This window comes from Streptomyces sulphureus DSM 40104 (assembly GCF_000381025.1).
Classification (GTDB): domain Bacteria; phylum Actinomycetota; class Actinomycetes; order Streptomycetales; family Streptomycetaceae; genus Streptomyces; species Streptomyces sulphureus.
In genome coordinates this window covers 25385-38313 of sequence record NZ_KB905827.1, presented here as the reverse complement: position 1 = coordinate 38313, position 12929 = coordinate 25385, and the positions used below count along the sequence as shown (strand labels likewise).

Genomic DNA, 12929 nt, shown 5'->3' with positions numbered 1-12929 from the left:
ATCCCTGAGCCGCGTGCGGCTCCACAACGTGGGGGTCGTGCTGGGAAAACAAAATCGCGCACACACTACGGCAACGAGCGCGCGAGCAAAGAAAAGGTAACCAACGCACCTGCCACCGACCACGATTCGTTGCATTCGGCGATCCGCGCACGTCCTGCGGCCCGGCGAGCGCACATTCGGTCGACCCGCCGGTCCCATCTCTCGGGCCTCTTCCGGCGCCCCGCGTGCTGCTTGCTGGTGCTCGGCCAAGACCGTGTCCACGGCCCGAGCACGGCGGCATTCCGCGTAAACGGGAGACGGAAAGGGCGTCCGTCAGGCGTACCCGCCTGACGGCGCCGCGGCTATCGTGCCCTACGTAACAAGACCTGCCGACCACCGATGCTTTCGCCCGAGTCCGGGCACCGCCACCGGCATACGGCAGCGCCTCGACGGTTCGCAGAGTCGAACGGAAGGAGGCGCTACCGTTCACGTCACTGCCGGACTTGTGCCACCCCGGCGAATCCGCCGATTTCGCTGTCGGCCTGGACCACCGGTTCGTCGGGCCGCCACCGATGGGTGGCCACCAGGCCGGGCTCCAGGAGGTCGAGGCCGTCGAAGAACCTCGCCACCTGCTGCTGGTCGCGGGGGGCGAAGGGGACTTTGCCTGTGGCGTAGATGTCCTTGAAGTAGGCGGCGCCTTCCGGGTCGAACTGGCCGGTGGCGTGCGAGAGGACGAGGAAGCTTCCGGGGGCGAGCGGCTCGAGGAGGCGGCGGACCATCTCGTAGGGCTCGTCCTCTTCGGATATGAAGTGCATCAGCGCGACGAGGCTCAGCGCGACGGGCTGCTCCAGGTCGAGGGTGTCGGCGACATGGGGGTCGGCGACGATGTCGTGGGAGCGCACATCCGCTTCGAGGTACGTGGTGCGGCCCTCGGGGGTACCGCGCATGAGGGCGTCGGCGTACTCGACGACGAGGGGATCGTTGTCGACGTAGACGACGCGGGACTCGGGCGCGATCTCCTGGGCGACCTGGTGGAGGTTGGGCGCGGTGGGGATGCCGGTTCCGATGTCGAGGAACTGCCGCACCCCGTGCTCGCGCACCAGGGTGCGGACCGCTCGATGCATGAACGCACGGTTGGCCCGCGCACCGGTACGTACTTTCGGCAGGCGCCCGAGGACGGCCTCCGCGGCCTCCCGGTCGGCGGCGAACCAGTCCTTCCCGCCGAGGTAGTAGTCGTACATGCGGGCGGAGTGGGGCTGGTTCATTGTCGTGTCCTGGGGTAGGCAGTGCGCGCGTCGTCCCACCGCCGGTTGTCGGTGGGCGGAATCGCCGCGGACCTTCGGTGGTCCGGGCGCGAGCACAGGCTAGCGCCCGCAGCGTGGAAATGCCGTTCCGCGTACTGCAAGACTCCGTGGAGGCAGGGCAGTTGCTCGACGAACCGGCCGTGGAGTACGAGGGCCCGGGGGCGACGGACCGGTTGGCACTCGGTCGCGCTGGGAGCGAGCACCGCGCCCTGCATGACGAAGCCACGCGGCCGCGAGGCGTGGGCGCCGGACGAGCCCACGGCCTCAGCAGTCGCGGACCCAGCGGTGGGAGCGCACACGGTAGGTGCCGGTGAGGTTGCCCTGTTGGTTGATGCTGGTGCACCCCACGCGGGCCTTGTAATGCGGCCGCAGGTAGAACTCGACCTTGTAGTACGGGTTTTTCAGGTCGCCGTTGTTGAAGAGGGAGGAAACAGGTTTCCTCCGCGTCCAGGCGCACTCGTCGTTCTTCGCCCAGTCGCCGTCGCTCTCGCGGTAGGAGCACATGTCGCCGTTGCCGTTCCGCTCGCTGAAGAAGCACACATTCTTCTTCGGGCACCGGGCGTAGCCGTAATCGCCCGCCGGGGGCCGCGTCAGGGCCCAACCGAGCCCCAGGCCGAGCCCGCACAGCAGCGCGGTGGTGGTGAGAAGGACCGTACGCAGCCACGTCCGGCGCCTGGTCCCCGTGGCGTCCGCCCCCGTACGGGGCACGACGACCTCTCCGCTCGGTCCGGTCGCCGATTTCGCCCGCTCGAGGAGCAGCGCGCTGGTGTGCGGCGCGCGTGCCGTGTGCGTCGGGGCAAGGCAGTCGGAGACCAAGTCCCGCCAGGCGTCCGGCAGTCGGGCCGACAGCGGCAGCGGCTCGTGCCCCGAGGCGTAGCGCAGAGCCGCGTCGCGCCGCAGTGCCGGGGTGGCGCCGGGGAAGGGCAGGCTTCCGGTCAGCAGCAGGTGGCTCAGGACGCCGAAGGCCCACACGTCGGCGGTCTGGCGCGTCCGGATGCCGCGTGCGCCCGTCTCCGGCCAGAACAGCTCCGGAGGCGTGTAGTCGAGGGTGGAGAAGGCCGGGGTGTAGGCGTGGGTGCCCTCCAGTTCGGCGGCGAGGTTGAAGTCGGAGAGCCGGGCGGCGCCGTCGGCGAAGAGGAGGACGTTGCCCGGCTTGAGGTCGCCGTGCACCCAGCCGGACTCGTGCAGTTGGGTCAGGCCCGTACCGATCTGGATCAGCAGCCGACCGGCGCCCGGCAGCGCGGTGTTGGGGCTGGTGAGCGCGTTCAGGCGGAGCAGTACGTCCAGGGAGCTCTCGGCCTGCTCCAGCGCCAGGACGCCGCAGCCGTCGAGCTCGGGGTTCTCGGGGTCGTCCACGGTGTACGCCTCGTACATCCGGACCAGGTGGGGCCGGCGGAGCGCCTCGTGCAGGCGCAGCTCGCGCTCGGAGAGTTCCTGCAGGTGACGCAGTTGGCGGGGCGTCCGGGTGCCGGTGGCGAGGAACTTCAGGGCGGCCGTCGCGGGTTCGCCGCCGCAGGTGTCACCGTCCGCCTCGGTGGCGTCGTCCACACCTCCTTGCCCGGCCCCGGCGGTGTTCCTGGCCGCGTAGACGCTGGAGAAGGCGCCCGAGGCCAGGGGGTGCAGGACCTCCCAGCGGCCGACCCGATACCCGTACGGCACGACGACCGGCAGGCCGTCGGGATTGCTCATAGCGGTAAGGGGCTGCACACATCCGGAGCCACCGTCTCCAGCAGCTCCAGGTCGTCCTCGCCCACCAGGTCGAACCGGAGTGCCAGCGAGGCCAGTTGCTCCTTCTTCCCGTGCATCCGCTCGCCGCAGACGGACTGCTCCCGGGCCGGCTTGAGACCGAGTTTGACCGCCAGGTAGTCGATGTTCCACTGCACCGAGGCCCGGTTGGCCTCCGGCCATACGGCTTCGACTCTGGAGATGAGCTGCGCGGAGGTCGGAAGCGGCGCCAACGTCCGCCCGCGCAGGCGGGGTTCGCACAGTGCGGCGAGTACGAGGAAGTAGCGCTTGCTGCGATCCAGGGAGAACGCGTGCGCCGTGGTGTGTCCCTCGCCGCGCTCGTGCGCGGCCGACACGTAGAGGTGGCGCGGCGTCCACACGTCGAAGGTCGCCATGCCTTCGCGGGCGGGCAACAGCACACGGGAGAACTCGAACGGCACCGGCGCCTCCACGCGCCCGGGGGCGAGCTTGATGTGCTCCCCCGCACCCTCCGGGTTCTCGACCACGTACGTGTGGTGCCGGCTGAGGTTGCTGAGCGACCAGAACGCCGCACCCGCGGTCAGGCACCCCGCCGTACGGGACACGGCCTCGTCCCCGATCACGAGCCGGAGAGCGTCGGGAGCTGCCGTCCTTCTTGCCCGCCCGAAGTGCAGGACCTCGCCGGGCGCGAGGCGGATCTGCTCCTCCACCCGCGTACACCCGGGCGGCACCACGATGATGCTCTCCATGCTCGATTCCTCCCCCGAAACGAAGCTCCAGACTAGGCAGCGCGCGGGGTGAGGCCAAGCCCTCGTAAGTGGTACTGAGTTGGCATATACCGGATCAGCAAGCGCGGGGAGGAGCGGACGCCCTCAGGCGGAACGGCCTCGGGCCCGGCAGCGGCACTCCGCTGCCGGGCCCGAGGGGCGCCGACCGAACGCCATGCGCCATCAGCCGCCTGGCACGGGTCGCTCAGAGGCTCACCCGCACTTGTTGGAGACCCACTTGAGGGACATGGGCACGTAGTCCCCGGAGATGTTGCCGCCGCTGCCGTTCTTGGTGCAGCCGATCCGGCCGCCCTTGTAGTTGGTCTTCCAGTAGTAGGCGACACCTGTGGAACCGTCGGCGCTGGTCCCGTTGTTGTACACGGACTTCGGCTCGGTGCCCTCCCTCATCCATGAGCAGGAGATCGAGCCGGAAGTGGTGTCGGGGTCCGCGACGTCCCAGTCGCACATGGACCCCGAGTAGTTGCTGCCCGTGTAGAAACATACGTTGCCCGTTGCGCACCCCGAGGGCGCGGCGGCGGGGCTGGCGCTGGCAGGTGCGGCCGTGAACACGGTCGCTGCCGCGGCCATGGAACCGGCCACCGCGAGCACGCTGCGTACCTTCATGTTGGCTCTCCTCCCGTTGAACGCACCCGACAAGGTGCGATACCGACGAACAGGACCTGTCCGACGTCCGTGAGATTACTGACGGAGGGAGGAGCCTTTGTACCTAGCAACAGTGAGGGTCCGTCTCGGCCGTACCGACGACGCGAACCCGGGCACCCGTCGACGCGACGCTTGTGGCGGGAGCCGGTCACGGTGCGGCGCAGGCGCGCGCGTGGGGCTCCCTCAGCTCATGACGCACCCCGGCGCCGCGGATCGTAGCCTGACGGAAGTGCCCTGTAGCCGCAGGTGCGCACCCCCTCGGGCCGGAGGTGAACGGCCATGACCAACCGCTCCGACTCCTCGGACGCGGTCTTCGAGGCTCTGCTGGGCGACATTCACCGCATGCAGCCCTCCGAGCTGCCGCAGCTCCTGCAAAGCCACCGCTCCGAACTGGGCGCGGAGAACGTCTTCCTCTACCTGGCGGACGTCCAGCAGGAACGGCTGACCATGATGCCGGACGGCTCCGCCCCCGCCCATGCCGCACTGCCCATCGACTCCACAGTGGCCGGCTGGGTGTACCGCACCCTCGTCGAAAGAGTGACCACAGGAGAGTCCCGCGGGCTGACCCTGTGGCTGCCGTTGGTGGACGGCATCGAACGCCTCGGTGTTCTGTGCATCGAGGCCGACACCCTCGACGAGGAGGCTCTCCGGCGCTGCCGGACCCTCTCCACCATCGTCACCCTGGTTTTGTACGCCAAGGGCGTCATCAGCGACCTCTATGCCCGCTCCCAACGCACTCAACAGATGAAGATCTCCGCCGAGATGCTGCGGGCCTTCCTTCCGCCACGGTCCATCGGCACCCGGCTGACAACCTCCAGCGCCATCCTGGAGCCCGCCTACAACCTGGGCGGGGACGCGTTCGACCACGCCGTGGTCGACCACACGCTGCACGCCACCATCGTCGACGGCATGGGTCACGACCTGTCCGCCGGCCTGTCCTCCTCCGTCGCCCTGGCCGCCAGCCGCAACACCCGCCGCTCGGACCCGACGGCCGAACTCGAACCGCTCGTCCACAGTGTCGACCAAGCCCTGTCCGACGTTTTCGACGACCGTCACGCCACGGCCGTCTTCGCCCATCTGCACCTGGACACCGGCGCCCTGGAATGGATCAACGCGGGCCACCCCCCGCCCCTGCTGATGCGCGGCACCGACCTCGTCCCCGAGGCACTGGAACGCGAGCCCGAGCCCCCGCTCGGCCTGCCCGCCGGCATGGCCGACTCCAAGCGGACCGTGCAGAGAGCACACCTGCAACCCGGCGACCGGGTCCTCCTCTACACCGACGGGATCATCGACGCCAAAGACGACTCCGGACAGCGCTTCGGCCTCACACGCTTCACCGACTTCCTCATGCGCGCCATGGCCGCCGACGAGCCCCCGCCCGAGGCCCTGCGCCGCCTCATCAAAACCCTCCTCGCATACCAGCACGGCGGCCTGACCGACGACGCCACCGTCATGATGTTCCAGTGGCACCCCGCCAGCTCCCCCGACTACTTCACCTGACCTCCGACCCGAACGAAAAGCAGCCCGACTCCCCGCCTCCCCCGTCGTCGGCCCTTGGCCTTCAGCGGCGGCGACCCGAGCCCGTCGGGCTGCCGCTGACCATGGGCATTCACCGAGTCACGGTCATCAGCGAGAGAAGATCAGCACTGTCGCTCATGCGAGGAACTTACTCGCCAACTTCTTTGCTGCGGTGAGTGGTTGTCCAAGGGGGGCTGCCAAGAAGGGTGCTGAAGACTGCGACGGCCCCGACCGTTGAACGAGGCCCACCCGAGGCAGCCCCTTGGCGGCCTTACCTGCCCGATCAACAAGCGCTCAGCATCTGCCGGAGAGCCACTGCCGATTGGGGTCTCGGCGGACCCTCGAACCGGCGCGTGCCTGCCGTGCACCAGCAAGAGCAACGCATCGGGCTCCGGCCGGCGCCAAGCGCTGACCTTGGGACATACACCGAACCCGGCAACTGCTCAGCGGCCTCTCGGCTGTCGAGCACTCGGGCTCCTTCTTCCCGCTGAGGAGCTGCCCCCCTGCCACCGAACGACGCAGCACCCTGCCCCGTTCGCGCGGCGCCGGTCCTGGACGTGCACCACGCAGAGCAACATAAGGGAGGCGAGCGATGGTGAGATCCGCTCTGGGAGCCAAAAAGATCCCCCTTCGACCAACGTTCCCGCTGATCGAAGGGGGCTCTTGCACTGTGGACCTGAGGGGATTTGAACCCCTGACCCTCTCGTTGCGAACGAGATGCGCTACCGGACTGCGCCACAGGCCCTTGTTTGCGACGGATGAAACTTTAGCATCACCAGCGGGCTGCGACGAAATCCGTTCCTGTGCTGGTCGGCAAGGGCGAGGTGGCGGGCTACTCGTTGGCGGCTCGCGGGCGGTCGTCCTCGCCTGCGTACTGGTCGAAGAGAGGAGTGCGGCGGTCGCGCGGGCGGGCCTCCCGCTCGGGCGCGGGGTCCGCGCGGGGGCCGGTGGAGCGGGCGGAGCTCCACGCGTCGGGGGCGTCGAGGTCGACGTCGCGGGAGGCGCGGGGGGCGACGGGGGCGTTGACGTAGGTGGGCAGAGGGACGGGGACGGGGTCCCAGCCGTCGGTGGGCTCGCGGTCGCGGGCCGCTCGCTGCTGGTCGATCCACTCGGCGTGGTCGGTCTGCTCGACGAGAGCGCGGCGGTCGGCCGAGGCAGGGGGCGACGGGCGACGGGCCGCGCGGGGGCGTTCCGAGGTGGCCGGGTCGGGGGTGGCGACTGCGTCCTCCGTGCCGGGGTCAGGAACGCCGTCGTCGGTCTCGGCGAGGGCGGTGGGCTCCGCCGTCGGCTTGCGGGTGCGGTGGAGTTGCCGGGCGGCGGCCTCGGCCTGGCGGCGGTCCATGGTGAAGGTGAACCGACGGCGCTCCTGGACGCGGAGGTAGACGATGTACGCGCTGAGGAGGACGGCGGGCGCGGCCGGGACCCAGAGGAAAGCGAAGCCCCCGACCGCGGCGACGATGGCACCGAAGGTGAACGCCAGGAAGAGGCACATCGTGGTGCGCCGGCGCCGAGCGAGCAGTTTGGCCCGCTTCGCGCGGCTCGTGCGCTTCGCCTGGCCCGGCCGGGGTGCCGGTCTCGCGTCCCGTCCTGCCTCGGAGGCGGCGCGGGCCGGGCGGCGGGGCGCGGCATCGTCGAAGGGTGCCGCGAGGTCTCGCTCTTCCTCGGCCTGAGGGGCGCCGATCATGGTTCTGGGGTTGGCGAAGGCCCGGACGTCGACCGAGGGATCGGTCGGCTCCGCCGCGTAGGCGTCAGTCCGGGCGCCCGGTGTTTCGGCGGTCGGCGCGGAGGGCTCCTCCGGGTCGGCCGCGTCGGTGTCGTCGGTGCGCTGGGCCTGGCGCCGCTCCACGTCCTTGGCGTAGCGCCGCTCCATACCCGCCTTGCCGGAGAGCAGGCGGATGGCGGTGCTGAAGCGTTCCGTCGGACGGGCCTCGTTGAGCTCGTCCTGTCTACGGAGCCACATCGGCACCAGGTAGGCGGCCCAGGCCCCGACGATGACTGCGTAGATGAGGCCGCTGCTGCTCACCCTCACACCGTAGAGGGGTTTGCAAGGGGCCATCTGCCAAATACCGCGGTGTGTCGCACGATCTGGCTGATCCCTCGAACTTTTTTTGTTACTGCCGGACTTCGTGGCTTCAAATGTGCTCGTTCCATGGGGAAGTTGAGGACACGGGAAGAACGCCGGGGACGCAGTCGGAGTTCCCCGCACCGGTCAACTGCCCTGCTCGGCAACGCACTCCGGGTCACTTCTGCGACGCGCCCGGGGCCGCCCGGTGCCACCTGGCGAGCAAGCTCTCCGGCACCTCCTCGACGGTGAGCGCGTAGACGAGATGGTCCCGCCAGGCACCGTCGATGTGCAGGTAGCGCGGCCTGACGCCCTCCTCGCGGAAGCCGAGTTTCTCCACGACCCGCCGGCTGGGTGCGTTCTCCGGGCGGATGCAGACCTCGACCCGGTGCAGCCCGACCGCGCCGAAGCAGTGGTCGACGGCGAGGGCGACGGCGGTGGGGATCACGCCGCGTCCGGCGACGGACCGATCGACCCAGTAGCCGATGTGGCCCGAGCACATGGAGCCCCAGGAGATGCCCGCCACCGTCAACTGTCCGACGAGGCGGCCCTCGTGCTCCACCACGAACGGCAGCATCCGCCCGGCCTGCGCCTCCGACCGCAGGTGGCGGACCATCTGCCGGTAGGTGGGGCGGTGCCCCGGAAGGTGGCCGGGCGGGGCCGGGGGGATCGTCGCTTCCCAGGGGCGGAGCCAGTCGCGGTTGCGTTGGTTGACCTCACGCCAGGCGCGCTGGTCGCGAAGGCGTATCGGACGGAGGGCCGTTGGACCGTCCGACAGCTCTGCTGGCCATCCGGCGTTCAGCTCGGGTCGTCCCCTCTGCGGTGATCGCCGCCGTGCATCTGCTCGACGGCGTGGACCAGCAGCCGGGCAAGGACGGCGAGGCCGTCGCGGACGCCTCCCGAGGAGCCCGGCAGGTTGACGATCAGAGTACCGCCGGCGACGCCTGCCGTGCCGCGCGAAAGGGCCGCCGTGGGGACTTTGGCGAGGCCCTCTGCGCGGATCGCCTCGGCGAGGCCCGGGATCTCGAAGTCGAGGACGGAGCGGGTCATTTCGGGGGTGCTGTCGGTGGGCGAGATGCCCGTGCCGCCCGTGGTGACGACGGCGTCGTACCCCTCGGTGACGGCGACGCGAAGCGCCTCGGCAACGGGCTTCCCGTCCGGCACGACGCTCGGCCCGTCGACCGTGAAGCCCATCTCGCGCAGGCCCTCGACGATCAGCGGTCCGCCGGTGTCCCGGTAGACGCCGGCGGAGGCGCGGTTGGACGCGGTGAGGGCGAGGGCGCGGTAGCTCATGCGTCTGCCTCCTGTGTGCGCTGCCAGTCGCCGGACTTGCCGCCCGTCTTCTCCTCGACGCGGATGCCGTCGATCACTGCCGCCTTGTCCACGGCCTTGACCATGTCGACGACGGTGAGCGCAGCCACCGAGACCGCGGTGAGCGCCTCCATCTCGACACCGGTCCGGTCGGTGGTGCGCACCTGCGCCGCGATCTCCACCGCCCCTTCGTCGACGGACAGTTCGAGCTCCACGCCCGAGAGGGCCAGCGGGTGGCAGAGCGGGACGAGGTCGGGGGTGCGCTTGGCGCCCATGATGCCGGCGATCCTGGCGACGGCGAGCGCGTCGCCCTTGGGTACGCCCTCGCCGCGCAGGAGTGCGACGACGCGCGGCGAGACCCGCACCCGGCCCGTGGCACGGGCGGTTCGCGCGGTGGTCTCCTTCGCCGAGACGTCGACCATGCGGGCGGCGCCCGTCTCGTCGAGGTGGGTGAGGTGCTGTTGCTCCGCGGTGCTCATCTCTCTCCCGATCCTGCTCTCCACCTGCTCGGCCCCGGGAAGCGCAGGATACGGCCTGCCCGGCCCGCGCCGAGAGTGCGAAGACACCGTACCGGCAGCCCGAAGCCTCCCCGGCGTCGGACGGCTGCTCAGCGGGAGGGCACGCCGCTCTCCTCCAAAAGCAGCACCTCGAACTCCTCGCCCGGACGCGCCCGGGTGACCTTCTCCGGAAGGACGATCAGCGCGTCGGCCCGTGCGAGCGCCGCGACGAGGTGCGAGGAGGAGCCGCCCTCGGGGCGCACGGTGCCGATGTCCGCGCCCTCCGACGGCGGGGCGTAACTGCCGCGCAGGTACTGCCGCTTGCCCTCGGGCGAGCCGAGCGGCTCGGGGCACTCCAGGCGGGCAGGGACGGCGGGGCGCAGCACGGGCTCCAGGCCGCTGAGCGTGCGCAGGGCCGGACGGACGAAGAGCTCGAAGGAGACGTACGCGCTCACCGGGTTGCCCGGCAGCGTGAGGATGGGGGTGCGGTCGGGCCCGATGAGGCCGAAGCCCTGCGGCTTCCCCGGCTGCATCGCGAGCCGGCGGAACTCGACTCCGGCCGCCGGTGGCTCCTCCGCCGGGCCCTCCTCCTGCGGCACGGCCGTCTCGAACTCCCAGTCGGTGAGCGCCTCCTTGACGACGTCGTACGCCCCGACGCTCACCCCGCCGCTGGTGACGACGAGGTCGGCCCGGATGAGCTGGTCCTCCAGGGTGGCGCGGAACTCCTCGGGGTCGTCGGGGACGGCTCCCACGCGGTACGGGATGGCGCCGGCGGCGCGGGCGGCGGCCGTGAGGAGATAGCTGTTGGAGTCGTGGATCTGGCCGGGGCCCAACGCCTCACCCGGTGGGACCAGTTCGGCGCCGGTGGAGAGCACGACGACGCGCGGGCGCGGGCGCACACGGACGGTCGCGATGCCGAGCGCGGCGAGGAGGCCGAGCTGGGGCGCACCGAGCACCGTCCCCGCGGTGAGCGCGGAGGCGCCCGGTTCGACGTCGCTGCCTCGGGTGCGGACGTGGGCGCCCGGTTCTGCCGGGCGGTGGACGCCGACCTCGCCGCGCGCCTCCTCAGCGGTCATCGACTCGGCCGGGCCCTCGCCCGTGCCGCCGTCGGTCCATTCGACGGGGACGACCGCGTCGGCTCCCGGGGGGAGCGCCGCGCCCGTCATGATGCGGGCGGCCGTGCCCTCGGCGACCGTGGGCAGTGCGCCGCTGCCGGCTGCGACTTCGCCTGTGACCTCCAGGACCGTCGGCTTCTCCTCGCTCGCGCCGGCGATGTCGGCGGCGCGTACCGCGTAGCCGTCCATCGAGCTGTTGTCGAACGGCGGGAGCGCGGTGGGGACTTCGATGCCCTCGACGAGGACGCACCCCTGCGCCTCCGGGAGCGGAAGCTCGATCGGCTCCAGCGGGCGCACCCGCGCGAGGATGTCGGCAAGGTGCTCGTCGACCGACCAGGTCCTGCTCAAAGCGCTACATCTCCTCGTTGACGAACGTGCTCAGCCACTCCCGGAACTCCGGGCCCAGGTCCTCACGTTCGCATGCGAGTCTGACAATGGCACGGAGATAGTCGCCCCTGTCCCCGGTGTCATAGCGGCGTCCGCCGAAGACGACGCCGTGGACGGGGCCGCTCAGGGACTCGTCGGCGGCGAGTGCCTGGAGTGCGTCGGTCAGTTGGATCTCGCCGCCCCTGCCCGGCCGGGTGCGGCGGAGGACGTCGAAGATGCCGGGGTCGAGGACGTACCGGCCGATGATGGCGAGGTTGCTCGGGGCCTCCTGCGTCGACGGCTTCTCCACGAGATCGGAGACGTTGACGACGTCGTCGTCCTCGGTGGGCTTGGCGGCGGCGGCGCCGTAGAGGTGGATCTGCTCGGGGTCGACCTCCATCAGCGCGACGACGCTGCCCCCGTACCGCCGGCGTACCTCGATCATGCGGGCGAGGAGCGGGTCGCGCGGGTCGATGAGGTCGTCGCCGAGGAGGACGGCGAAGGGCTCGTCGCCGACGTGGGGGGCCGCGCAGAGCACGGCGTGGCCGAGGCCGCGGGGGTCGCCCTGGCGGACGTAGTGCATCGTCGCGAGGTCGCTCGACTCCTGGACGCGGTCGAGTTTGGCGGCGTCGCCCTTGTCCCTGAGGACCTGCTCCAGCTCGTAGTTGCGGTCGAAGTGGTCCTCGAGCGGGCGCTTGTTCCGACCTGTGATCATCAGCACGTCGGAGAGCCCGGCTCCGGCGGCCTCCTCGACCACATACTGGATGGCAGGCTTGTCGACGACCGGCAGCATCTCCTTGGGGGTGGCCTTCGTCGCGGGGAGAAAGCGGGTGCCGAGGCCGGCTGCCGGGATGACGGCCTTGGTGAGGCCGTTGCCGGTCCGAGAACGGGAGGTAGTCATGTCCCGCACGATAACGGCCGGCTGAGCACCTAAATAAGCTTCGCTACGGTTTGTTGCGGTACACGTACATTCGCGTTCACATGAGGGGTTTTGACGGCGCGGTGATCGAAGAGTGAGCGGGACCGAGGACCACAAGCGCGCCGTACGCCACGAACTCCTCCACGCGCGGACGGCGTTGACGCCCGACCAGGTCAGCCGTGCGGCCTCGGTCCTCACCGAACACGCCCTCGGCCTGACGGAGTTGGCGGACGCACGTACCGTCGCCGGCTACGTCTCGATGGGCGGCGAGCCGGGTACGGGGCCGCTCCTCGACGCGCTGCGGGCACGCGGTGTACGAGTACTGCTCCCCGTGCTCCTCCCCGACAACGACCTCGACTGGGGCGAGTACGCGGGCCAGGAGGCACTGACGCCCGCGAAGTACGGCCTGCTCGAGCCGGCGGGCCCCCGGCTGGGCACGTCGGCGATCGTCGCGGCGGACGCGGTGCTGCTGCCAGGGGTCGCCGTGGACGTGCGGGGCGTACGCCTCGGGCGCGGCGGCGGCTCGTACGACCGTGTGCTGGAGCGGCTCACCGAATCGGGCGCCGAGCCGGCGCTCGCCGTCCTCCTCTACGACCACGAGGTGGTGGCGCACGTCCCGGCGGAGGCGCACGACCGGCCGGTGCACGCGGCGGTGACCCCCTCCGGCGTGCACAGATTCGCCGGGCGCGGCTGACCGCGCCCGGCGCTCCGAGGGGGCGCACCC

General features: G+C 70.8%; 12 protein-coding genes and 1 tRNA gene. 2 read left to right on the top strand and 11 right to left on the bottom strand.

The genetic code is table 11. From position 1 onward, the window contains the following. Positions 1-470: 470 nt before the first annotated feature. The 4 genes from F603_RS0128565 to F603_RS0128550 all read right to left on the bottom strand — a co-directional run bounded on the left by F603_RS0128565 (position 471) and on the right by F603_RS0128550 (position 4378). A complete protein-coding gene (locus F603_RS0128565; protein ID WP_019549352.1) occupies positions 471-1244 on the bottom strand; it encodes an SAM-dependent methyltransferase in 774 nt (257 codons plus the stop codon). Positions 1245-1547: 303 nt separating this feature from the next. After that, positions 1548-2972, bottom strand: a complete 1425-nt coding sequence (locus F603_RS0128560; protein ID WP_019549351.1) for a protein kinase domain-containing protein — start codon at positions 2970-2972, stop codon at positions 1548-1550. Then, entirely contained in the window at positions 2969-3736 is a 768-nt protein-coding gene (locus F603_RS0128555; RefSeq protein WP_019549350.1) for a hypothetical protein, read from the bottom strand. Before F603_RS0128555 ends, F603_RS0128560 begins: the two co-directional genes overlap by 4 nt. 231 nt (positions 3737-3967) lie before the next feature. Then, entirely contained in the window at positions 3968-4378 is a 411-nt protein-coding gene (locus F603_RS0128550) for a peptidase inhibitor family I36 protein (RefSeq protein ID WP_019549349.1), read from the bottom strand. A gap of 318 nt (positions 4379-4696) precedes the next feature. On the opposite strand from F603_RS0128550, the gene F603_RS0128545 reads away from it, so the two are divergent. Then, positions 4697-5917 (top strand): PP2C family protein-serine/threonine phosphatase, encoded by a 1221-nt coding sequence (locus tag F603_RS0128545; RefSeq protein ID WP_019549348.1) that lies wholly within the window; start codon positions 4697-4699, stop codon positions 5915-5917. Between the two features lie 689 nt (positions 5918-6606). Here the strand turns inward: F603_RS0128545 and F603_RS0128540 are convergent. The 7 genes from F603_RS0128540 to galU all read right to left on the bottom strand — a co-directional run bounded on the left by F603_RS0128540 (position 6607) and on the right by galU (position 12187). Beyond that, positions 6607-6680 (bottom strand) — tRNA-Ala (locus F603_RS0128540). A gap of 87 nt (positions 6681-6767) precedes the next feature. Beyond that, complete coding sequence (gene sepX, locus F603_RS0128535; RefSeq protein ID WP_019549347.1) at positions 6768-7958, bottom strand: divisome protein SepX/GlpR; 1191 nt, start codon at positions 7956-7958, stop codon at positions 6768-6770. A gap of 217 nt (positions 7959-8175) precedes the next feature. Further along, a complete protein-coding gene (locus F603_RS0128530; protein ID WP_026328797.1) occupies positions 8176-8799 on the bottom strand; it encodes a GNAT family N-acetyltransferase in 624 nt (207 codons plus the stop codon). Beyond that, positions 8796-9290, bottom strand: coding sequence for a MogA/MoaB family molybdenum cofactor biosynthesis protein (locus F603_RS0128525; protein ID WP_019549345.1), 495 nt, complete (start codon positions 9288-9290; stop codon positions 8796-8798). Before F603_RS0128525 ends, F603_RS0128530 begins: the two co-directional genes overlap by 4 nt. Then, positions 9287-9787: a cyclic pyranopterin monophosphate synthase MoaC gene (moaC, locus tag F603_RS0128520; protein ID WP_019549344.1), complete on the bottom strand. Its 501-nt coding sequence runs from the start codon at positions 9785-9787 to the stop codon at positions 9287-9289. Before moaC ends, F603_RS0128525 begins: the two co-directional genes overlap by 4 nt. Before the next feature lie 128 nt (positions 9788-9915). Further along, on the bottom strand, positions 9916-11268 hold the full coding sequence (gene glp / locus F603_RS0128515; RefSeq protein WP_019549343.1) for a molybdotransferase-like divisome protein Glp: 1353 nt from the start codon (positions 11266-11268) through the stop codon (positions 9916-9918). Positions 11269-11272: 4 nt separating this feature from the next. Further along, positions 11273-12187: a UTP--glucose-1-phosphate uridylyltransferase GalU gene (gene galU, locus F603_RS0128510; protein WP_019549342.1), complete on the bottom strand. Its 915-nt coding sequence runs from the start codon at positions 12185-12187 to the stop codon at positions 11273-11275. A 112-nt stretch (positions 12188-12299) separates the two neighbouring features. On the opposite strand from galU, the gene F603_RS0128505 reads away from it, so the two are divergent. Then, positions 12300-12899, top strand: a complete 600-nt coding sequence (locus tag F603_RS0128505) for a 5-formyltetrahydrofolate cyclo-ligase (protein WP_019549341.1) — start codon at positions 12300-12302, stop codon at positions 12897-12899. The last annotated feature ends 30 nt before the right edge of the window (positions 12900-12929 follow it).